Here is a 21,556-nt window from a genome sequence, read left to right as displayed (position 1 = left end):
GGTTTCCAGAGTCACTGACAACATCTTGGATGACATCACCGCTTGGCAGAACCGGCCACTGAGCAGCGTCTATCCTAACATATTTTTTAATCGTGAACAGGTTCTTAGATAAAGGTACTTTGTACGTTGCAGTATTTAAAGATGATGGTACAGGTGAATGGAAACCATTAACGTTTGGTACAGGCGCATTAACTGCGTCTTATGCAAAATACGCGTTTGCTAACCAAGCTGATGTGTTGGTACATGCTCGTATTGCGGGTGACGCACTAGGTGCAACTAGAATGGATCGTCCAGAATGGGTATCGGTCAGCCCTGTGACGGGTGAAGTTTATGTCACATTAACCAACAATTCTAATCGTGGCGTTTCATATCCGGTAGATGCAGCTAACCCACGTAACTATGCTACCAACAAGGGTAACCGTAACGGACATATCATTCGTTGGGCTGAAAAAGGTAACGACCATACAGCTACCAGCTTTAACTGGGATATCTACCTATTTGCAGCGCCAAATGATTTAACCGCAGAAAATTTGTCTGGTTTAAATGCCAATAACGATTTGTCTTCACCAGATGGCTTATACTTCGACCCACGTGGCGTATTATGGATTCAAACCGATGACGGTGCTTACACTAGCAGAACCAACTGTATGCTACTAGCTGCGTTGCCAGGTAAAGTCAATGATGGTAAAGAAGTAACCACATCAGCGGGTATCAAAACCCGCGTTGGTATGCAAGCTACAGAACAAAATATCAAACGTTTCTTTGTGGGTCCAAAAGGTTGTGAAGTAACGGGTATCACCTTAACGCCAGACTTTAAAACGCTGTTCATCAATATCCAACATCCAGGCGAAGATCAACCAGGGGTCACATGGGGCGCGATTACTGGTGGTACTACACCACGTTCAGCGACGGTGATGATTACCAAAAAAGACGGCGGTGTGATTTTAGGTGAGTCATTAACATAAGTTAAACACGCAACAAAGTTATCAAAAACCCTTGAACAGTGATTCAAGGGTTTTTTTATAAAATAACCTTTTATCTTTTAAAGGTATAAAAAAAATGCTATGATTTTGCCATTTTTATGGTGATTGTTTTTCCAAATAATCGGTCTTTTATGATGGGATAATCCCAATGAATATATCGATTGAATAAGGATTTTGTAATGAGTGAGCCAACGATGCAAAAACCGCGCGTGCTGATGATGGCAGCAGGCACGGGTGGGCATGTGTTTCCCGCGATTGCGGTGGCTCAAGCGTTACAACAATCAGGTGCCCAAGTGCATTGGCTCGGCACCCTAGTCGGTATGGAAAATGAGTTGCTACAACATTACGACTTTACCTACCATGCCATCAATATGCAGGGGTTACGCGGGAACGGTATCAAACGCTTATTTAAAGCCCCGTCAACCTTACTCAAAGCAACATTAGCCGCTATCAAAATCATCAAAACCAATAAAATCGGCATCGTGGTAGGGTTTGGTGGTTATGTGACCGCACCCGGCGGATTGGCTGCCAAATTTTGTAAAATACCCATTTTGATTCATGAACAAAATGCCATCGCAGGCATGAGTAATAACTATCTATCTAAGCTTGCTAATCAAGTGTTAGAAGCCTTCCCAAATACCTTCACCGAACTACCTTCTAATAAAGTGATGACAGTTGGCAACCCCGTACGTGAGGCTATCGTACAAGTACCGCCACCAAAAGCCCGTATCGATGTCAATGATAGCAGTCCTTTAAAGCTATTGGTCATTGGCGGTTCTCTGGGTGCTCAGGCACTAAATAATCATATCGCGCCCACGCTAAAAAAACTAGAAAGTATGCCAGACGCCAAGCCGTGGCAAGTGCGGCATCAATGTGGTAAAAACAACCAAGAGGCTACCCAAGCGGTATATAGCGAAGCACAACTCCAATCAACCCAGTATGAGATTTTGCCATTTGTCAAAGATATGGCAGCAGCATACAGCTGGGCAGATGTGATAGTCTGCCGTGCTGGGGCGCTGACGGTCACAGAAGTTGCCACGGTTGGATTGCCTGCGGTGTTTGTGCCGCTGCCCCATGCGGTAGATGATCACCAAACGGCCAATGCCAAAACCCTATCACAACATGGCGCCGCGTTTTTAATGCCGCAAAAAGAATTAACGGCAGAGAGTTTAAGTGCGATTTTAGCCAAGCTCGACCGTCATCAAATTTTAGCGATGGCAGAAAAAGCGCGTGAATTTGCCAAACCCAATGCCACACAGCTGGCTGCCGATGCCATTTTATCCCAGTTAAAACCCTAATTATTTTTTACAACTTATAAGTCATTTATCATTGAGCCTGTCTATGTCAAAATCAGCCAAAACTGCCACTGCCCAATCTACTGAAAAACCTGAAAAAACCAACCGTGTCACCAAAAAAATTACCAAACGTGTGGTCGAAATTCCAGAGATGCGCCGTATTCGCCACGTGCATTTTGTCGGTATTGGTGGGGCAGGGATGTGCGGTATTGCCGAAGTCGTCCATAATCATGGCTATATGGTTAGCGGTTCAGACATCAAACAAAGCCCAGTGACCGACCGTTTGACCCAAATGGGCATTCAAGTGTTTATCGGGCATGATTCCAAAAACATCAGTGAAGCCGATGTGGTCGTGGTGTCATCAGCCATTGATCATACCAATCCAGAAATCCAAGCCGCCTTGTCAGGACGTATTCCTGTGGTACGCCGCGCCGATATGCTAGGTGAGCTGATGCGTTACCGTCATGGTATTGCAGTAGCGGGTGCGCATGGCAAGACCACCACCACTAGCCTGCTTACCATGATTTTAACCGAAGCAGGGTTAGATCCTACTTATGTGATTGGTGGTAAACTTAACGCCTCAGGCAAAAACGCGTCATTAGGTCAAAGCCGTTATTTGGTGGCGGAAGCGGATGAGTCAGATGCGTCGTTTTTATCGCTGCGTCCGATGGCAGCGATTGTCACCAATATCGACCAAGACCATATGGAAACCTATGGCGGCAGTTTTGACAAACTAAAAGCCGCGTATGTGCAGTTTTTACAGAATATGCCGTTTTATGGGTTGGCAGTATTGTGCGGTGATGACAAAGAGTTATACGGACTGATTGATAAAATCGCACGTCCTGTGTTGACTTATGGGTTAGAAAAACATAACGATGTGCAAGCCATTGATGTGGTGGCAGATGGCACCAAAACCCATTTTACCGTACTGCGTAAAGACCGTGAGCCACTGCCGATTACTTTGAACATTCCTGGCATTCATAATGTCTATAACGCCTTAGCGGCTATCACCATCTCCACCGATGAAGGTGTCAGTGATGAAGCCATTTGTCAAGCGGTCAAAAAATTTGCCGGCGTGGGCAGACGTTTTGAAAACAATGGTAACTACCCTGTGAAAGATGGCGCAGGCGATGTGCTATTGATTGACGACTATGGTCACCACCCAACTGAAGTGGCAATGACCATCAAAGCGGCTCGCCAAAGCTATCCCGATCGCCGCTTGGTGATGATTTTCCAGCCTCACCGTTTTACCCGTACCCGTGATTGCTTCGATGATTTTGTGGACGTATTGTCACAAGTCGATGTGTTGATGCTACTCGATGTGTATAGCGCAGGTGAAGCCGTGATTGAAGGCGCGGATAGTCGCAGCCTTGCCCGTACCATCCGTACTCGCGGACAAGTTGAGCCAATTATGCTGAACATCAATGACATGGATCAAATCCGTCAGGTGCTAGGTAGTATGTTAAAAGGCAATGATTTGCTGATTACCCAAGGGGCGGGTAACGTGGGTCAACTCTGTCTAGATTTGGCAAAAAATAATTTATTTCTAGCGGATAAGTAACCGTTTGATTGAACAACCGCTTGATTGAAAAGCACGCGGTAAACGGCTATGAAACTAAGATATTGAAAAGCTGTTGTAGCTTGCCCATGCTGCCAGCAGGCGATTATTTTATAAGTGAAAAAAAATTACTAAACCATACCCATACTATTGCTAAGTCATAGCCAAGCAATAGTTTAAAAATTTGTGTGAAATAATTATAGCAATAAATCCGGTTAACAAAAGATTAGGAATCAATATGTCAGAGCTTATCGATGTCAAACAATTTGGTAAAGTGGCGGTCGTCTGTGGGGGCTGGAGTGCCGAGCGTGAGGTGTCACTGACGAGTGGTCAAGCTGTGCTTGATGCGCTACTCGCTAAAGGCGTGGATGCCCATCACTTTGACCCCAAAGAAACAGATATCTCAAAACTGCGCGACTATGACCGCGTATTTAATGTGTTGCATGGCACTTTTGGCGAAGATGGCAGCCTGCAAGGGGTGCTAGACGGCTTTAATATTCCGTATACCGGTTGTGGTGTGTTAGCCTCTGCAATTGCCATGGATAAGTTTCGCAATCGCCTAGTTTGGCAAGCGTTAGATTTACCAAACGTACCTTACGTCGTGCTTGATGACAATACCGATTTTACCGCTATCGAACAGCAGCTAGGTTTGCCGCTGTTTGTCAAACCCGCCGCCGAAGGCAGTAGTGTCGGCGTCTTTAAAATTAAAGAAGCGGGCGAGCTTGCCAAGACCTACCCACAGCTCAAACAATACCACGGCGCTATTTTGGCAGAAAAAGCCATCACAGGCGGTGAGTATGCTTGCTCAATCCTCGGTGACGAGGTGTTGCCCAGTATTCGCATCATCCCAACCACTGAGTTTTATGACTACGAAGCCAAATACAATCGTGATGATACGGTCTACCAATGCCCATCAGATTTGAGCGAGGCGCAAGAGCAAACCATGCAACAAATCGCCAGAAAAGCGTTTGCCGCCATTGGGGGCAAAGGTTGGTCACGCGTGGATTTTTTACGAGATGACGAAGGCACGCTATATCTACTTGAACTCAATACGGTGCCAGGTATGACCAGTCATAGTCTGGTGCCGATGGCAGCAAAAGCGCGTGGCATGGATTTTGCGACGCTATGCGTGCGTATCTTAGAACAAACGTTGAGCGAATAAGTCGTTTTCGTTTATATTTGTTTACAAAAAAAGTACTTGAATTGTCTAGAAGCGTATTATCTATTTACCATTCATTTCATTGAATTTGCTATGATATGCTTCTAAGCATAAATCCTTGTAATATTTTTAGTTATTTTGATTTTTGTTGTTGAGATTTTAGTAATTAATAATTTTAGACCGAGTTATGATTGGTCAATATGGCAAATTCATTTGTGGCAACTGCTTCTCTAGATACTACGCTCCCCAATCGCTTTCATCAGCTGCTGCCAAAGTTGTTAATGCTTGGCGTTGTGTTATTGTTGCTGATATTAGCGGCTTTGGCGATTAATGTGTTCAACAAATTACCCAATGCCGCGATTAGTTTGCAGCATAAAGGGTTAAATACCCAGCAAACCCTGCAGCTTCAGCAATTATTGGGCGAAAAAGCAGACACAAATTTACTCAAGGCTGATTTGCAAAGCTATCTAGCAAAACTTGAGACGGTAGATTGGGTAGGGCAAGCCGATGTGCGCCGCGATTGGCAACAAGGTATTGTGGTCAATGTAGTACCGCGCCAAGCCGTTGCCAAGTTTGGTAGTGAGCGTTTAGTCGATGCCAATGGTACGGTATTTAAACCTGCCGATAGCAATGACCTAAATAATACCAGCCTAATGCAGCTACAAGGCGATAGCCAAAATGCCATTGTGATGATGCAGCAAATCAAGCAAGTCAGTGATTGGTTTATGCCACTGGGTATGAAAATTGAAGAAGTCATCGTAACGCCCAGAATGGCATGGCTATTTCGCTTTGATAACGGACTTCGGGTACTGGTTGATAATGACAATACGTCAGAAAAACTGTATCGACTGAGCATCATGTTACAAAATCAGCTTAAACCACAGCTTAAAACGCTGCAAACGGTGGATCTACGCTATAAAAATGGCATGGCAATTACCAAACGACCTTTGATACAGCAAGCAAGTGATACAACTGCCGTCAATGCCAAATCCGCTGATACTAAACCGGTGACCGATGCCAACTCAGCAACCGATTCAAAAACTAACGCCTTAAAAACCACCGCCAACCCCAGCCATTAGGTGAAACATAATTTTGTAGTGTTCTATGAAAAAGCCAGATCTGATCGTCGTCGTCCACCTAAGTGCTACTGCTATTCATACTGTGATTGGGCAAATCCACAGTGCGCAAGATATTCGTATTATCGGTTTATCTACTGTCAAAAATCATGATTTCTCGCAAGGTACCATTCGCCACCGCGAACGTCTAAAATCTGCCATCAAACAATCTATTCAAAACGCTGAAGACATGGCAAATTGCCGTGTCAACAGTGTTTGGCTTAGTTTTTCTACCCCAGATTTACAAAGCGTCAATAGTGTGGGCGAAGTCAAAATCAAACACGATATCGTACAAGCCAAAGACGTGGTTGCCGCGCTAACCCAAGCCAAAAATAAACATCTTACAGATGATTTGTATTTGATGCATTATGCCCAGCAAGGTATTGCTTTAGATGGCAATGCTGAGATGATTGATGATGCGATTGGGATGCAAGCGAGTGACTTGATGGTGCTCTATCATCTGATGATGATGCCGGTCAAAGGCCGCCAAAATTTGCAGCAACTGCTGCAAGAATGTGATGTCAGTATCGACCAAATGCTATTTGATGCGGTATCTACCGCCGAATACGGCTTATTGCCTGAAGAAAAATATCATGGCGTATGTCTGATTGATATTGGGGCATCGACCACCAGTGTCTGCGTTTACCGTGAGGATAAGCTGATTTATACCCATTGTTTTGCCGAAGGCGGACATCACGCAACGCTGGATATCTCTATGTTGCTAGACGTTACCATTGCTGAAGCGGAAAATATGAAAAAATCCCAAGCCAGTGTCGATCGTCATGGGATTGACTCAAGCCAATTTTTTACTATCAAGCGCTCACAGCATGACGATGAAAAAACCATTAATATGCTTGAGCTACTTGAAGTCACTGAAGCTCGCTATATCAGTATTTTAGGCAATATTAAAAAAGAGCTGGATAAAGAAGGACTAAGTGAGTTTTTACAACAAGGCTATGTGATCACGGGCGGTGGTGCTGAAATGCGTGGATTATTGCCATTAGCCAAAAAAATCTTTGCCAATAAAGTAAACAAGGTCAATCAACACTCAGCGATTTCTGCCTACACCCAATATGGTGATGATGACAAGCTTCGCACCATTGCGACGATGATTGGTGAGCGTAAATACCAAACCGCGTTTGGCACACTGTTATATAGTCAAAGTGAGGCATTTCATCATAGCGAGAAAAGCTCACCCGACTCTTTGCAGGTTCAGCCCATGCGAGAAAAACTCAAAATTGTGAATAAATTTTTTGGTAAATTTTTCTAAAAAAGAGATGTTTAGTATTTTAAGAGTGCTCATGTTATGATTGACTCTAAAATCCACTAATTGTGTAATGATTTATTTGATATTTAATTTAATATGTTTGCTATTTATGCTGCTCAAGCCTACTTGACAGTATACGGAGATTTTCAATTATGGAAGCGAAGTTTAGTATTGTACAAGATCACACTGATACATTTGCCGATTCAGCCCGTTTAACCGTCATCGGTGTCGGCGGTGGCGGTGGGAATGCCGTTGAAACCATGGTACAAAATGGTGTAAAAGGCATTACCTTTGTCTGTGCCAACACTGATAGACAAGCGCTTGACCGCCTGTCAGCGCCTAATAAAATCCAGCTCGGTATCAAAAATAACAACCGCGGCTTGGGGGCAGGTGCCAATCCAGAAGTGGGTCGTGAAGCAGCTGAGAGCGATGAAGAACAAATTCGCCAATTGCTAGAAAATTCTGACATGGTATTTATTACCGCAGGTATGGGCGGTGGTACAGGTACAGGCGCTGCGCCAGTCATCGCCAGACTAGCCAAAGAGCTGGGCGTGTTGACCGTTGCGGTGGTGACCATGCCATTTACCTTTGAAGGTGGCAGACGCAATAAAGTGGCTAGAGAAGGTATTGAGCAGCTTTCTAACTTTGTCGACTCCATCATCACTATCCCTAACGATAAATTGATGACAGTGTATGGCAAAATCTCTATGAAAGATGCCTTCAAAAAAGCCGATGAAGTCTTACTTCAAGCGGTGCAAGGTATCTCTAATATGATTTCAAAAGATGGTTTTATTAACATCGACTTTAACGATATTCGCACGGCAATGACTTCCCGAGGCCATGCGATGATGGGTATCGGTAAAGGCAGTGGTGAAGACCGCGCTGAGATCGCTGCCGAAAAAGCCATCAAAAGCCCATTACTTGACAACTTATTACTTAAAAATGCCAAAGGTCTCTTGGTCAACGTGGTGGCTAGCTCAGACTTCAATTTTGAAGAGCAAGAGCGCATCACCCAAAAAGTGCATAGCTTGGTGGATATTGATGAAGCCAACATCTTCTATGGCGTGGTATTTGATGAAGACATGGGCGATGAAATCCAAGTGACCGTGGTGGCAACAGGTCTTACACTAGATAATACCCCAAAGCATACAACTAGAGATTTTGTCTCAGATGCCTCTAGCACCCACAAAGTAGAAGCAGGCACGCATGAACCTGCGTATGCGGCACGCCGTGATATACCACAACCCATCCCTGCACCTCAGCCACCTGTACAGCAAGCTATTGAGCCTGCGCCAGCGCAACCGCAATCATCGCAGCCACAACGCACAGGCAACAGTATTCAAGATTATCTACGTCGTCAGCAAAATCGCTAAAATACCGTATGACTTTTAACAGCCTCACAGCTTAATCGTTGTGGGGTTTTTTTATCACTGTAGTCAATCATAAAGGTCGATAAAATCAATCAAGCATCACTATGATGTGGAAAGGGACAATGGTAGAATAGCCAAATGTAACAAATTATATCAACTTAGCTTTGGCTAAGGATGAGTGCAATCTACTAGGGGGCATTATGCAGCAGCGTACTATTCAACAACCCATTAATCTTGAAGGCATCGGCTTACATAGCGGTAACCCTGTACACCTGCGCTTTTCTCCTGCACCCATTGACTATGGGATTCAATTTTTACGTAGCGATGTGGCAGATGCACAGCCCATACCCGCTATCTATCATGCGGTAACCGATACCATGATGTCCTCAAATCTCACCAATGAATTAGGTCAGCGCATTGGGACAGTCGAGCATTTGATGAGTGCCATCGCTGCGCTTCAAATTGATAACTTACAAATCGAAGTGTCAGCGCCTGAAATTCCAATCATGGATGGTAGTGCCATCGAATTTGTACAAGTATTGCAGCAAGCGGGTATTGCCGAGCAAACGTCTGCCAAACGCTATATTCAGGTGTTGCAACCGATTGAGGTTCGCGTGGAGGATAAAGTCGCTGGATTTCGTCCCTACGATGGATTTGTGTTAGATTTCCAAATTGACTTTAATCACCCTGCGTTTAATGGCTCACATCAAAAGTTTAAATTGGATTTTAATGAAGGCAATTTTATCGAGCATATTGCCAAAGCGCGCACATTCGGCTTTTTAAAAGATATTGAGTACCTAAAAAGCAATAACTTAGGGCTAGGGGGTAGTATGCAAAACGCCATTGTTTTAGATGATAGCGGCGTACTTAATCCTGAAGGGTTACGCTTTGACGATGAATTTGTACGCCATAAAGTATTAGATGCGATTGGTGACTTATACCTTGCCGGTCACCAAATTTTGGGTGAATTTTACGCTTACAAGTCAGGTCATGCACTCAATAATAAATTATTACAAGCTTTATTCAGTGATGAAACTAACTATAAAGTTGTAACAAAAAATGACAATGTTAACTAGATTTATTTAGATTTATTAATTTTATTATGTATTTATACTAATCAAAAAATTTTACATATGGTTTGATTAGTAACATTTTTTCATCAAGAAGTTATCATTTTATTACACTAATTAAACCCAACCATCCAATTTTATCATTTAATTTTTGGATATCTTTTTTTAGCCATTGACTACTATAAGCGCACTAAAAATAAAAAAAAAGATATCTTTATCTATCATGTTAATTGTAAATTTTTTTCTACTTTTTTACTTTCACTTGCACAAGCCATCAATGCATTGATAAATCTTACTATATTAGTAACATAATTTACATAAAATTACATTGTAACTTGGCTATTTTAGTCTTTTATCAGTTTTTGTAATGCCGTTCTAAGTGGCTCGTTGTCCGTGACAAGGTCACATAGCTGTGTTATATTTCGCTTCGTAGATTCGCTTAGCTCACAATTCTTTACATTGCTAACATTATGATTACATTGTAAATCTGTCATTTGCGCGGTATGGACAGGTTTGACAATCACTACTCGAAATCGTAACTGGGTAAATTGATGAAAATTGTTGTCGAACGCTTGCAGTGTTGATAGTAGGTGCTGCTGGTTGTAATTGAGGTGATTGGCAAGGGTATGACTGTTCGTACTCACCACAAGTCTAAACGATTCACAAGCAATCACTTGTAAGCTTGCTAAGACCTCTTGAGGCAACACGTTTTGCCAAGCGCTGCGAACATCGTTCGTCAATTGCTGTAACTGCTGCAGCTTTTTTTGAAACGGTAATTGATAGTTGGCAAGACGCTCAGTGCGGGAAGCAAGATGGTTGGTTGGTTTTTTCATAGTCAATGAGCAGTGTGGTGGGTAGTTAAGCGACAAAAATTTTGATTTAGTCTTAGTATTGGGTCTTAGTGTAGGTGATTTTAAGACCAAATTATAGTGAATTAAATCTTGCCAATGCGCTAAAGTAGCGCTTATACAATATTGGCACAAGGTTTAATAGCATAAGGTTTAACAAAGGATAAAAGATGAAGTTAGCTCTAATCGCATTACCAGTTGTTGCTTTAACTACAATGAGTGTTGCACAAGCTCAAATTCTATCGATTACCAATGCTGGTAAAACCAGTCAAGTTATTGTCCGTGAAGACGATGGTGAAGATTATTATCTGCCTTCAGATGCCGTCAATGCCGCTATCAAAAATCTAAGCCAACAAACCCAGCAAAAAGAAGACCGCCTCGCAAGTTTAGCACAAAAGCTATCGACTCAGCCAACCACCACCATCATCAATATGCCTACCACGGGCAGCTATGCGGGTAATGGCATGTTAGCGTTGCGCCCAATTACGTCATCTGCACGCATGAGTTCAGGTTTTGGCTATCGTATCCACCCGGTCACTGGTAAATCACAGTTTCATAAAGGGATGGACTTTGCTGCTCCCATTGGCACCCCTATTTATGCCACCGGTAATGGTGTGGTGACTTTCTCAGGTTGGGGTACCGGGTATGGTCGTTATGTTGAAGTGGATCATGGCAACGGTACTGTCACCCGTTACGCCCATACCTCTGCAAACTATGTTAACGTTGGCGATACGGTGTATGCAAATCAGCAAATCGCTGCGGTAGGCAACACGGGTCGTTCAACAGGCGCACACTTACATTATGAAGTACGCCAAAATGGTCAAGCCGTCAATCCGCAAACTTACTTGGCAATGGCGCCAGCGCGTTAATCGTGACACTATCTCGATATTAAAAAAACTGGCTTATAGGCCAGTTTTTTATTTTTCGCTGTGCGATGGTTTAAAAGCATCATAATTTAGGTATTTATCCAGTGTGCCTTGTTATGAAAGTCCGCTGGTTGTGCATGCTGTATGGCCCAATAACTCATTTCATCGACTATTGGAGCTGAGTTATCTGCTAATCCATTGTCAGACGGTTGCTGAATCACACGCGTTGGATTTAGCGCATAATTACCCTTTGCATCAACCAGCTTGTTCAATGCTGATTTGGCAAATGTCATACCGACACGAAAAGTACCAGTGCTAAACCCATATTGCTGCTGTACCGCTCGTACATGAGTGAGCAGCATTGGACTTGCAGAACACCAAAAAACAAGCGGAAGCTCGCTATCTTGTGTAACCGCCTGGCTAAAAAAATTGATATCCTCACCATAAGTCAGCGCTGTGATAGGCAAGCGCCGAGGGGGTAACGCATTCGGTGTCCGATAGCTGTCAAAATAATAAAGATTAAACTCACCATTGGTCGCCAAATTGACCTCAAGATACGGGCTATCCGCTTGGCTATCTTTGGCAATAAAACACTCAAAACAATCTGCTTGCCATAAATAATCTTGACGCATTACACGTTGAAGTGCCGATGGGCTAAATGTCGGAAAATTTGCCCATAGACCAGCTTGTAGAGCGGTTTGACTATCATCAATCTTGGGATGGGCAGCATCAAATAAGATAGTTAAAAATTTACTATCAGCGACCACATGTACTGATAGCTGGTAGTCCAGTATTGCCGATACGGTGAGTGGCTCAACCGTGCTCGTCAGTGCGAATGTCACACCCTGTAACGTATCCATTGTAGCCCTAGCCAAAACGTACCAAGTTTGATAACTTAGGATTGGCGTCCAGATTGCGACGTAATAATAACACCATACGACCGATACTGGTTACCAAAATCGCATCAGTGGCTTCAGCAATCGCATTTGCCACAGCGTCACGATCTGCTTTGCTACCGGCTGGGATTTTTACTTTAATCAGCTCATGATCGTTCAGTGCGCGCCCAATTTCTTCAATAACGGTTGGGGTAACGCCTTGACCACCAATCATTACCACCGGGTTCAGCTGGTGACCGATGCCTTTTAAATGTTTGATATCAGCATTTGATAAGCTTGAATTTGCCATAACTGTCAATTGACCTATAAAAAAAATTAGCTAGCATTATACCATATTAATCATTTTGCCTAATAAATTATGGGCAATACATAGGCAAAAACACATAGGCAAAAACGCTGCCATGACTTATCAATCTACAAAAATCACTGGATTAAAAAAATCAATAGCCAATCCATGAGTTAACACAAGCTAACTGGGTGAAATATGCTAAAATAACAGCCTTAACCCTTGAGATTGTCAAAATTTACCAATGGTCATTCTAGGATGGCTTTGGATTTTTTAGCCAAATCCCAAGTGAAGAATTTTTAAACTATATATAAAGGGTAGTTTGTAGAAAATTATGGCAACGCGTATTACCAACAAAAAATTGTCCAAAAGTAGCCGTGCGTGGATGAAAGAGCACATTGACGACCACTATGTCAAACTTGCCCAGCGCGATGGCTATCGGGCAAGAGCGGCTTACAAATTGCTAGAAATTAACGAAAAACTGCAGCTGATTAAAAAAGGCATGACGGTGGTCGATTTGGGTTCTGCCCCAGGCAGCTGGTCGCAAGTTGCTGGCAAACTAGTCGGTGACAATGGCAAACTCATTGCCTCAGACATACTGCCGATGGATACGCTAGAGAATGTGACCTTTATCCAAGGGGATTTTCGTGAGCAATCAGTGTTTGACAACATTATGGCAGAAGTCGCTGATAAAAAAGTGGAAGTGGTACTGTCTGATATGGCGCCCAACACCTCTGGTTTTACGGCAGTCGATCAGCCACGCATGATTTATTTGTGTGAGCTTGCCATGGACTTTGCCGAGCAAGTGCTCCCTGAAGGTGGCACCTTAGTGATTAAGGTATTCCAAGGCGAAGGCTCTGACGCCTTACGAAAAAATATGCAGCAGCGTTTTAGCAAAGTGCGCAGTATCAAGCCTGCAGCGTCACGCGCGCGCTCAAAAGAAATGTATTGGATTGCCACCAAATAAGGTAATTTGCTTTAGTCTATCCATGAAGTTAACTGGATAAAAATTGGTAATATGTTTTTACTAGAAAATAACAGAGAATTCGCTTGATAATGTTAAGGTAAATCCATATATCATGCTATATTGAAAGATTAATGTAACGTCTATTTTTGGTGAAACATCTACCTATCTTTGGTAAACATTTTGATTTAACCCCACTTTTTAATCAACCCCCTAACGCGAAGGATGAAAAACAACGTGAGCGACATGGTAAAAAATACCTTATTGTGGTTAGTTGTGATAGGGGTATTAGTGCTAGTCTTTAGCAATTTTGATACCCGCAATGAACCTGATAAGCTCAATTACTCCCAATTTGTCACTGCGGTGGCAACTGACCAGGTCAAAAGTGTCAAAATTGACGGTGAGCAAATTTCTGGCGAAAAGAAAAACGGCTCAACTTTTGAGACAGTGCGTCCTGCGGTCACTGACACTGAGCTAATGCCAAAGCTTATCAAGCATAATGTTGAAGTTCAAGGCGCCACCCCTGAACGTCAAGGTGTGATGATGCAATTACTGATTGCAAGCTTCCCAGTGCTATTGATTATTGGTTTGTTCTTGTTCATCATGCGTAATATGAGCGGCGGTGGTGCAGGTGGTGGTCGCGGCATGGGTCCGATGAGTTTTGGTAAATCTAAAGCCAAAATGCTATCAGAAGACCAAATCAAAGTGACATTTGCAGATGTGGCAGGGTGTGATGAAGCCAAGCAAGAAGTAACAGAAATTGTCGACTTCTTACGTGACCCAGAAAAATTTACCAAACTTGGCGCGACTATTCCACGTGGTGTGTTGATGGTAGGTCCACCCGGTACTGGTAAAACCTTGCTTGCCAAAGCGATTGCAGGTGAAGCGAAAGTACCATTCTTCTCAATTTCAGGTTCTGACTTTGTTGAGATGTTTGTGGGTGTCGGTGCAAGCCGTGTGCGTGATATGTTTGAACAAGCCAAGAAAAATGCCCCTTGTATCATCTTTATTGACGAGATTGATGCTGTCGGTCGTCATCGCGGCGCAGGTATGGGCGGTGGTCATGACGAACGTGAACAAACTTTAAACCAGTTATTGGTTGAGATGGATGGTTTTGAAGGCAATGATGGGGTAATCGTGATTGCGGCAACCAACCGTGTTGATGTACTCGATAAAGCATTGTTGCGTCCAGGTCGTTTCGATCGTCAAGTGCAAGTTGGCTTGCCTGATATCAAAGGCCGTGAGCAAATTCTTCGTGTACACATGAAAAAATTGCCCTCAACAATTGGCGTCGATATTCGTTCATTGGCGCGTGGTACGCCAGGCTTTAGTGGTGCGCAATTAGCGAATTTGGTGAATGAGGCGGCACTATTTGCTGCACGTAACAACAAAGCGTCAGTCGATATGAACGACTTTGAAGAAGCCAAAGACAAGCTTTATATGGGTCCAGAACGTAAATCGATGGTACTGCGTGAAGAAGAGCGTCGTGCAACGGCTTATCATGAAGCAGGACATGCCTTAGTGGCTGAAATGCTACCGGGTACCGACCCTGTGCATAAGGTTACTATTATGCCTCGTGGCTGGGCGTTAGGTGTCACTTGGCAATTGCCAGAGCATGATCAGACTAGTGTTTATAAGTCAAAAATGCTAAATGACATTGCTATTTTGTTTGGTGGTCGTATCGCTGAAGAAGTCTTTATCAATCAGCAATCGACTGGCGCGTCAAATGACTTTGAACGTGCTACCAAAATGGCACGTGCGATGGTTACTAAGTACGGTATGTCAGATGCCATGGGTGTGATGGTGTACGAAGAAGATGAAAACCAAGGTTATTTTGGTGCCTCATCTCGCACTATCTCAGAAGCGACTCAGCAGAAAGTGGACGACGAAGTTCGTCGTATCCTAGAAGCGCAGTATGATATCGCACGTGCATTAATTGAAGGTAATGCGGACAAAATGCATGCCATGGTCGATGCGTTAATGAAGTGGGAAACTATTGACCGTGACCAATTGCAAGACATTATGGCGGGTATCCCACCACGCGAGCCTAAAGTTTATCAAGAGCCTGTTAGAGTAAATTTTGATAAACCAAGCAATCCACCGTCAAGTGGGTCGGGCTTGACGCCGCCTCCGTTACCTGCAATGTAAATTATCCATGATATAGGCTAGGCAAAAACCGCTACCAACTTGATAGCGGTTTTTTTGTTTTTCACTTAAAATAGTAAAAAATTTTAGCCATCATTGCGGACATCATGCAGTTACAGCCCATTCCCAACTTTGCCATTCATTATCATAATCAAACGCTCGATTTATCTTATCCCCGTATCATGGGCATCTTAAATGTCACCCCAGACTCATTTTCTGATGGTGGTCGATATAATCATATCGACCAAGGCTTGCGTCATACCGAGCAGATGATCAAAGACGGGGCGACGATTATTGATGTGGGTGGTGAATCTACTCGCCCAAATGCCAGTCCTGTGAGTGAGCAAGAAGAAATTGACCGAGTCATTAAAGTCGTTGAAGCGATTGATCATAAATTTGGTGAGCAAGTGTGGGTTTCGGTTGATACCAGTAGCCCGACCGTGGTAACCCTCGCCAGTCAAGTCGGCGCCAAAATTTGGAATGATGTCCGAGCCTTGACGCGCCCCGATGCCATTGCTACTGCTGCCAAACTTGATATCCCTGTCATGCTCATGCATATGCGCGGTGAGCCAACGACCATGAATCAGCTAGATGATTATCAAGATTTATATAGCGATGTTATTACTGAGTTACAGCAGCGCATTGATGAGGTTATGGCAGGTGGGGTCAGACGTGACAATCTTATCATTGACCCAGGGTTTGGCTTTGCCAAAAACGCCCAGCAAAATCTGGCATGGCTGAATGAATTTTATCGGTTGCATAGGTTTAACTTACCTGTCATGGTGGCATTATCCCGTAAACGCTTTGTTGGGGAAGTCCTCAAGTCAGCCAATCTACCCCATGACCCTACCGATAGAGATGTTGCTAGTATGGTTGCAGGGCTATTTGCTGTACAGCAAGGGGCGTGTATATTGCGTACCCATAATGTAGCAGCGACTAAAGCAGGGCTTGCGATGTGGCAAGCGACGCAACAGGCAAAAGCTTAATAACAGGTAAAAAATTACACGAATTTAACGCGCAACGATAAGGATTTATTATGAGTGACAACCAGCCAGAACCTACATTAGAGCAGCGCAAAGTCATCTACCGTGCCAGACGCGGTCTAAAAGAACTCGATTATTATTTTGACCCGTATGTGAGAGCGCACTATCTAAAAGCCGACTCACAAGAGCAGCAAATTTTTGCAGAATTGGTGAAAGAAGAAGATCCTGATTTGCTGGATTGGTTTTTACACAATCATCCGACCAAACCAGAATTTGCTGATTTGATAGCCAAGCTCAAATCATTAAAAGCTTCTTCTTAATTGACTTAGATGAACGAGCGCTACTTACCGCGTCATAACACCGCATTTATTGATATTGATGCCAGGCTCATACCCAGTGTGAATAAAAAACTGCTTTGGGGGGCTTGTTTATGGGTGGTTGTTGGCATTTTAACCCTGGTACCTTTGGCACTTGCCTACAAAATTTTGTTAGGTATGGTCGCTATAGCCAGTCTTTGGTTCGGGCAAGTCTCTAGTTGTCACTTATTGGCTATTTCATCGTTACATGCCAAACCGCAAACTAACAATCAAACCTTACCCTATGACAACTTTGATTTTTTAACTTGGCAAATCCAGTGGGTACGTGGGGTTGTCAAAGTACCTAGACATCATAAGCAAGCGGTGTGGCAGGCAAATTTGCTGGGCATCGCTGATATGGGGTGCTTGGTGATTTTAACATTTGGCTTGATAGAATCAGCCCCAGCTAAAATCAGTGTAACCATTTGGCAAGACCAAGTCGATCGCGATACATGGCGGCAATTTAAGGTGCTAGCAAACACGCTGGGGCGATAACAAAAATGGTATATAAGTTATATTCAATATTGCTACAATTAAATCAACCAAGTGTTGAGGCGAGGGCGCATTTTAGCTTGAACTTAATTGCAGTCGGCAATTGGCATGCTTCAGCGCGGTATTATTGGTGATATATAACAATCATTGAAAAAGATAAAAGGGAACGACCATGGGTCTATTAACAAGTCTAGTAACACAAGTGGCGCAAAGTGCCATTCAAAGCAAAATGGGCCAAAGCAGAATGGGCGGTCAAAGCCAAGCGGATATGGGCGGCCTAGGGAATATTTTTGGTAATGTTTTAGGCGGCGGGGTGCAGCAACCACAAATGCAATCAAATGGTTTTGGTTTGGATGATATCATCGGTATGGCGATGAACCAAAATCAAGGTATGTCCCAAGGTGGCGTGCTTGGACAAGTGCTGGGTAGCGTGCTAGGGGGTGGCATGGGCGGTGGTCTAGGTAGTGGAATGGGCAATAACGTGGGTATTAACCAATTTCCGCAAAGTCAAAGTGGCTTTGGTGGCAAGGGTATGTTAATGGCGGCTTTGTTGCCAATCGCGTTGATGTTTATTCAGCGTAATGGGGGTCTATCAGGCGCTTTTAATAAAATCCAAAATATGGGATTCGGTCATCAAGCCAACTCTTGGATGAGTGCTGACCAATCAAACCAACCGCTGGATGCCAATGATATCAATCAGCTATTTGATAATAATGAGTTGGCGCAAGTTGCGGCACAAACTGGTGTCGACCAAAGCGAAGTCCGTCAAAGTATGGCGGAGCTTTTGCCACAGTTATTTGACAACTTGACGCCAAATGGTGACACCCAAACCGAAAGCCAAGCCAATAAAGAAATCAGTGATATTTTGGCGCAATTAGGCAAGGCGAATCGCTAAATTAGCCTGACTACAAAAAGCCAGTTTTGTCACTGGCTTTTTTTATTGGGTTTTCTTGCGATGTCTTGGGCAAATTTTGGTTTTGTCTATTTTATCTAAAGCGTTTATCTAAGGCGTAGGCGAATGCTGACCGCTTTTTTATGAGAAAGCTAAAAATGAAAATTCGTCAAATCGACTTGTTTACCCGTCCAAAGCGCAAAACTTAATGCCCCTTGATTGACCAGCATTCCTAAGCCATCCGAGGTTTTGGCATGTTTCGCCTTAAAAAATTCCAAAAACGCCGAGGGTTTGCCATACATCATGTCATAGGCAAAATCGACAGTCATATCCTTGGCAAACGGCAAGGTGTCACCGCTTAGACCTATCGACGTTGCATTGATAATCACCTCAATATCGTTGGGCAAATCCGTCAAACTTGAAAAGGTGAGCTTATCGGTATCAAATAATCGGGTTAAATTCTCTGCCTTTTCTACGGTGCGATTGGCAATATGCAGCGATTTTACTTGCGCATCTAGCAACGGCAAAATCGCGCCACGAGTCGCCCCACCTGCCCCCAAAATAGCAACATTTGCGTCTTTTAACCTGACGCCTTGCGACAATAAATCCGCCACCAAACCGCGACCATCGGTATTGTCGCCATACAGTTTGCCCGCTTTAATGGCAAGGGTATTGACTGCACCCGCCAAGCGCGCGTATTCAGATAGCTCACCGCGCTGCTGGCACAGCGAAAATGCCATCTCTTTAAAAGGTACGGTCACATTTGCCCCTGTCCCACCGCCTGCAAAAAATGCTTCGATGACAGCGGTAAAACTCTCGACATCGTTGGGACAATATTGGCGTTGGTAAGACAAGGTGATGCCAGTTTGTTTGGCAAAGGCTTGGTGCAAATCAGGCGATTTGCTATGGGCAATCGGATTGCCGATTACCATGCAATGATAACGGACGTTTGAATCAGGAATTGATGACATGGGAAAACCTATAATACGATGAGCAAAATTACCAATTCCCCTCACTTTACAATAACTGTAGCTGCTATATCAATGCTGGGTTTTGATTGGCTAGGTATTGATTGGGTGGGTGTAAAGCGTAGCATTTCATCGATTTGGCTAAAAATAACAACAAAAGCGTACTGTTAACTGCTGTCAATGCCTTGTTACAATGCGCTATCCACACCAACCCGTTATATACTACACAATGAAGCTAATTGCCCGCAAACCGCTTTTTTTACCGCGTCAAAACCGCTCAGAACATCCGATAAGCGTTACCCAAAAAGGCACTAACCAAAAAGGCGCTAGCCAAAATAAACGCACTTGGCTAAAAAATCTTGGCGGGGGGTGCGTTATTCTAACACTCACCTTAACTGGCTGTGATAAGGTCAAACAAATCGCCTCACAGCATAATGCCAGTGTGACTGCTAGCACTACCGCATCGACCGCAGCCGCCAATCCGTCTATCAACCCTACCTCGCAGCCAACACCTGTGGTCTATCCCATCAATGAATGGCAGCAACAAACGCTGGCAAACAAAGTCAGTATTCACGATATCGACGCTGTGACGTTATTATTGGGTCAACCCATCACCATTGATACGCAAAGTTTGGACTACCGAAGCAATGTGGCAAGTAAATATAGTTTTGCCAAAACTGGCGAGCCGTATTTTGATTTGCTTGATTCGCCTATGTATATCGAGGTACAGTGGTATTATGCCAGTGCCTATGACAATGCCAGCGTTAAAAACATCAGCATCAAGCATGCCAAAACAGCGTTTCATCTGACCCAAAATTGGTTTGGACAAGATGGCTCAGACATTGTTGCCCACATGGTGCAAGGACAGCCGATTAAAAATGCGAGCTACCACGGAATTTTGGTAGAATTAGCACGCTGTGACAATTATCATTGTGATTTGGTGGTCAGAAAACCCACTGTCACCGCCAAAACCGCTAAAAAAAGCGGCTAATTGCTGCGGCTTTCACTGTCATACAGTCAACTATTAATTTAATCAAGTAGCCAAATAACCATGTGGTATTCATTATCTGATGCTCAGTATGCCAAGCAAACGCCAATCACCGCTATCGATATTGACTCACGGGTGATAGCGTATGGCGATGGGTTTTTTACCACCATGGCGGTGGTGGCAGGACAAATCAATTGGCTAAATTACCATTTAGATAGAATCAAAGAGAGTGCCCATGCGTTACAACTCAATTTAACCAACGCGGACTTAGACGCAGCCAATTTAGACGCAGCCAATTTAGAATCCCCCAATCATACTATTCGCGCATACTTTAATAGTCAGTTAGCCAATTTTGCTAAAACCCTCAATCACGGTATGCTCAAGCTGATAGTCTGCCGAAAAAACCAACCTATCAAAGGCTATGGATTTTGTAACTCTGAATTTGACGCTTTTATTAAGCTTATGCGCACGGATAAGCCATTATCACAGCAAGCCAATCAAGTCATCATCCAATCTGCCGCTACCGCCATCTGTCTTACGCAGCAAATTGCGTGTCTACCCAAACCCTTGGTAGGACTTAAGCTACTAAACGCCCAAGATAAAGTGATGGCAAGTCACGAGCTGTGGCAGCACCAAACTCAAAATGCGCAAATGATTGATGGGCTGGTACAAGATGTGATGGGGCATTGGGTAGAAGGTACCTTTTGCAATGTGTTTTATCAGCTTAATCATGAAAACGTGTGGTACACACCGCCCATCAACCGCTCAGGGGTAAAAGGGGTGATGCGGCAGGTGTTATTGGCTAAGTTTGCCGACTCTGATAGGGCTCATGAGGAGCGGTATTTAGCCAGCGAGGAGTTAGCCAATATCACAAGCTTGTTCTTTTGCAATGCTGTACGCGGGATTTTGCCCATTCAGGCATTGATGCTACCTAATGGGCAGTCAACAACGCTTGATTTGACCCCAATCTATACGCAGAAATTAACTTAAATCGTGTTGCTGGTAACTAAAAAAAATTGCTATTTTTGTCATTAATTGTTAAATTCTCGCTTATT

At 43.7% G+C, this 21,556-nt stretch carries 20 protein-coding genes and 2 pseudogenes; 18 read left to right on the top strand and 4 right to left on the bottom strand.

Annotated elements, in window-relative coordinates:
- From ACH0AB_RS11990 to lpxC, 9 genes and pseudogenes are all read left to right on the top strand, one after another.
- Positions 1-91: pseudogene (locus ACH0AB_RS11990) on the top strand (transposase); the annotation flags it as partial.
- Positions 92-95: 4 nt separating this feature from the next.
- Positions 96-965 (top strand): annotated as a pseudogene (locus ACH0AB_RS06675) (PhoX family protein); the annotation flags it as partial.
- Positions 966-1,162: 197 nt separating this feature from the next.
- Positions 1,163-2,281, top strand: a complete 1,119-nt coding sequence (gene murG, locus ACH0AB_RS06670; RefSeq protein WP_406877664.1) for an undecaprenyldiphospho-muramoylpentapeptide beta-N-acetylglucosaminyltransferase — start codon at positions 1,163-1,165, stop codon at positions 2,279-2,281.
- Between the two features lie 148 nt (positions 2,282-2,429).
- The gene (gene murC, locus ACH0AB_RS06665) at positions 2,430-3,839 is read left to right on the top strand and encodes a UDP-N-acetylmuramate--L-alanine ligase (protein WP_060995614.1); all 1,410 of its coding nucleotides are present in this window, start codon (positions 2,430-2,432) and stop codon (positions 3,837-3,839) included.
- Positions 3,840-4,074: 235 nt separating this feature from the next.
- Positions 4,075-4,998 carry a D-alanine--D-alanine ligase gene (locus tag ACH0AB_RS06660; RefSeq protein ID WP_095356141.1) on the top strand — a complete coding sequence of 308 codons (924 nt, stop codon included), beginning with the start codon at positions 4,075-4,077 and terminating at the stop codon, positions 4,996-4,998.
- Positions 4,999-5,195: 197 nt separating this feature from the next.
- Positions 5,196-6,074: a cell division protein FtsQ/DivIB gene (locus tag ACH0AB_RS06655; RefSeq protein WP_406877662.1), complete on the top strand. Its 879-nt coding sequence runs from the start codon at positions 5,196-5,198 to the stop codon at positions 6,072-6,074.
- Between the two features lie 25 nt (positions 6,075-6,099).
- Positions 6,100-7,380 (top strand): cell division protein FtsA, encoded by a 1,281-nt coding sequence (ftsA, locus tag ACH0AB_RS06650; RefSeq protein WP_406877661.1) that lies wholly within the window; start codon positions 6,100-6,102, stop codon positions 7,378-7,380.
- A 149-nt stretch (positions 7,381-7,529) separates the two neighbouring features.
- Positions 7,530-8,750: a cell division protein FtsZ gene (ftsZ, locus tag ACH0AB_RS06645; RefSeq protein ID WP_065253596.1), complete on the top strand. Its 1,221-nt coding sequence runs from the start codon at positions 7,530-7,532 to the stop codon at positions 8,748-8,750.
- 194 nt (positions 8,751-8,944) lie between these two features.
- Complete coding sequence (lpxC, locus tag ACH0AB_RS06640) at positions 8,945-9,823, top strand: UDP-3-O-acyl-N-acetylglucosamine deacetylase (RefSeq protein WP_253852216.1); 879 nt, start codon at positions 8,945-8,947, stop codon at positions 9,821-9,823.
- 338 nt (positions 9,824-10,161) lie between these two features.
- Here lpxC and ACH0AB_RS06635 read toward each other — a convergent pair whose 3' ends face one another.
- On the bottom strand, positions 10,162-10,650 hold the full coding sequence (locus ACH0AB_RS06635) for a DciA family protein (RefSeq protein WP_406877660.1): 489 nt from the start codon (positions 10,648-10,650) through the stop codon (positions 10,162-10,164).
- A gap of 185 nt (positions 10,651-10,835) precedes the next feature.
- Here ACH0AB_RS06635 and ACH0AB_RS06630 point away from each other — a divergent pair, with 185 nt between their 5' ends.
- A complete protein-coding gene (locus ACH0AB_RS06630) occupies positions 10,836-11,534 on the top strand; it encodes a M23 family metallopeptidase (RefSeq protein WP_060995235.1) in 699 nt (232 codons plus the stop codon).
- A gap of 86 nt (positions 11,535-11,620) precedes the next feature.
- Here ACH0AB_RS06630 and ACH0AB_RS06625 read toward each other — a convergent pair whose 3' ends face one another.
- On the bottom strand, positions 11,621-12,391 hold the full coding sequence (locus tag ACH0AB_RS06625; protein WP_369625998.1) for a DOMON domain-containing protein: 771 nt from the start codon (positions 12,389-12,391) through the stop codon (positions 11,621-11,623).
- Between the two features lie 7 nt (positions 12,392-12,398).
- On the bottom strand, positions 12,399-12,716 hold the full coding sequence (locus tag ACH0AB_RS06620) for a YhbY family RNA-binding protein (protein WP_312535999.1): 318 nt from the start codon (positions 12,714-12,716) through the stop codon (positions 12,399-12,401).
- A 331-nt stretch (positions 12,717-13,047) separates the two neighbouring features.
- Here ACH0AB_RS06620 and rlmE point away from each other — a divergent pair, with 331 nt between their 5' ends.
- The 6 genes from rlmE (at position 13,048) to ACH0AB_RS06590 (ending at position 18,548) form a co-directional block, all read left to right on the top strand.
- Positions 13,048-13,680, top strand: a complete 633-nt coding sequence (gene rlmE / locus ACH0AB_RS06615) for a 23S rRNA (uridine(2552)-2'-O)-methyltransferase RlmE (protein WP_050325460.1) — start codon at positions 13,048-13,050, stop codon at positions 13,678-13,680.
- 243 nt (positions 13,681-13,923) lie between these two features.
- Positions 13,924-15,825, top strand: coding sequence for an ATP-dependent zinc metalloprotease FtsH (gene ftsH, locus ACH0AB_RS06610; protein ID WP_040403605.1), 1,902 nt, complete (start codon positions 13,924-13,926; stop codon positions 15,823-15,825).
- A 104-nt stretch (positions 15,826-15,929) separates the two neighbouring features.
- Positions 15,930-16,808 (top strand): dihydropteroate synthase, encoded by an 879-nt coding sequence (gene folP / locus ACH0AB_RS06605; RefSeq protein WP_406877658.1) that lies wholly within the window; start codon positions 15,930-15,932, stop codon positions 16,806-16,808.
- 50 nt (positions 16,809-16,858) lie between these two features.
- On the top strand, positions 16,859-17,125 hold the full coding sequence (locus tag ACH0AB_RS06600) for an FAD assembly factor SdhE (RefSeq protein ID WP_406877657.1): 267 nt from the start codon (positions 16,859-16,861) through the stop codon (positions 17,123-17,125).
- A 9-nt stretch (positions 17,126-17,134) separates the two neighbouring features.
- Positions 17,135-17,656: a hypothetical protein gene (locus tag ACH0AB_RS06595; RefSeq protein ID WP_406877656.1), complete on the top strand. Its 522-nt coding sequence runs from the start codon at positions 17,135-17,137 to the stop codon at positions 17,654-17,656.
- A gap of 169 nt (positions 17,657-17,825) precedes the next feature.
- Entirely contained in the window at positions 17,826-18,548 is a 723-nt protein-coding gene (locus ACH0AB_RS06590) for a YidB family protein (RefSeq protein WP_406877655.1), read from the top strand.
- 149 nt (positions 18,549-18,697) lie between these two features.
- On the opposite strand, the gene aroE is transcribed toward ACH0AB_RS06590, so the two are convergent.
- The gene (gene aroE / locus ACH0AB_RS06585; protein ID WP_406877654.1) at positions 18,698-19,516 is read right to left on the bottom strand and encodes a shikimate dehydrogenase; all 819 of its coding nucleotides are present in this window, start codon (positions 19,514-19,516) and stop codon (positions 18,698-18,700) included.
- A 226-nt stretch (positions 19,517-19,742) separates the two neighbouring features.
- On the opposite strand from aroE, the gene ACH0AB_RS06580 reads away from it, so the two are divergent.
- Together ACH0AB_RS06580 and ACH0AB_RS06575 are read left to right on the top strand one after the other, a co-directional pair.
- On the top strand, positions 19,743-20,504 hold the full coding sequence (locus tag ACH0AB_RS06580; RefSeq protein ID WP_406877653.1) for a hypothetical protein: 762 nt from the start codon (positions 19,743-19,745) through the stop codon (positions 20,502-20,504).
- A gap of 60 nt (positions 20,505-20,564) precedes the next feature.
- Positions 20,565-21,491: an aminotransferase class IV gene (locus tag ACH0AB_RS06575; RefSeq protein ID WP_406877652.1), complete on the top strand. Its 927-nt coding sequence runs from the start codon at positions 20,565-20,567 to the stop codon at positions 21,489-21,491.
- Positions 21,492-21,556: the final 65 nt, after the last annotated feature.

The organism is Moraxella sp. 179-F 1C4 NHS, assembly GCF_045370505.1.
Lineage (GTDB): Bacteria > Pseudomonadota > Gammaproteobacteria > Pseudomonadales > Moraxellaceae > Faucicola > Faucicola tetraodonis.
The sequence above is the reverse complement of the archived record's forward strand: the minus strand, read 5'-3'. Positions and strand labels throughout refer to the sequence as shown.

Coding starts and splice junctions, on each gene's coding strand:
- ACH0AB_RS06580 (WP_406877653.1), top strand. CDS start 19,743: ATGAAGCTAATTGCCCGCAAACCGCTTTTTTTACCGCGTCAAAACCGC.
- ACH0AB_RS06660 (WP_095356141.1), top strand. CDS start 4,075: ATGTCAGAGCTTATCGATGTCAAACAATTTGGTAAAGTGGCGGTCGTC.
- rlmE (WP_050325460.1), top strand. CDS start 13,048: ATGGCAACGCGTATTACCAACAAAAAATTGTCCAAAAGTAGCCGTGCG.
- ACH0AB_RS06625 (WP_369625998.1), bottom strand. CDS start 12,391: ATGGATACGTTACAGGGTGTGACATTCGCACTGACGAGCACGGTTGAG.
- ACH0AB_RS06635 (WP_406877660.1), bottom strand. CDS start 10,650: ATGAAAAAACCAACCAACCATCTTGCTTCCCGCACTGAGCGTCTTGCC.
- ACH0AB_RS06590 (WP_406877655.1), top strand. CDS start 17,826: ATGGGTCTATTAACAAGTCTAGTAACACAAGTGGCGCAAAGTGCCATT.
- murG (WP_406877664.1), top strand. CDS start 1,163: ATGAGTGAGCCAACGATGCAAAAACCGCGCGTGCTGATGATGGCAGCA.
- ACH0AB_RS06575 (WP_406877652.1), top strand. CDS start 20,565: ATGTGGTATTCATTATCTGATGCTCAGTATGCCAAGCAAACGCCAATC.
- aroE (WP_406877654.1), bottom strand. CDS start 19,516: ATGTCATCAATTCCTGATTCAAACGTCCGTTATCATTGCATGGTAATC.
- ACH0AB_RS06600 (WP_406877657.1), top strand. CDS start 16,859: ATGAGTGACAACCAGCCAGAACCTACATTAGAGCAGCGCAAAGTCATC.
- ACH0AB_RS06630 (WP_060995235.1), top strand. CDS start 10,836: ATGAAGTTAGCTCTAATCGCATTACCAGTTGTTGCTTTAACTACAATG.
- folP (WP_406877658.1), top strand. CDS start 15,930: ATGCAGTTACAGCCCATTCCCAACTTTGCCATTCATTATCATAATCAA.
- ftsZ (WP_065253596.1), top strand. CDS start 7,530: ATGGAAGCGAAGTTTAGTATTGTACAAGATCACACTGATACATTTGCC.
- ftsH (WP_040403605.1), top strand. CDS start 13,924: ATGGTAAAAAATACCTTATTGTGGTTAGTTGTGATAGGGGTATTAGTG.
- ACH0AB_RS06655 (WP_406877662.1), top strand. CDS start 5,196: ATGGCAAATTCATTTGTGGCAACTGCTTCTCTAGATACTACGCTCCCC.
- ACH0AB_RS06620 (WP_312535999.1), bottom strand. CDS start 12,716: ATGGCAAATTCAAGCTTATCAAATGCTGATATCAAACATTTAAAAGGC.
- ACH0AB_RS06595 (WP_406877656.1), top strand. CDS start 17,135: ATGAACGAGCGCTACTTACCGCGTCATAACACCGCATTTATTGATATT.
- murC (WP_060995614.1), top strand. CDS start 2,430: ATGCGCCGTATTCGCCACGTGCATTTTGTCGGTATTGGTGGGGCAGGG.
- ftsA (WP_406877661.1), top strand. CDS start 6,100: ATGAAAAAGCCAGATCTGATCGTCGTCGTCCACCTAAGTGCTACTGCT.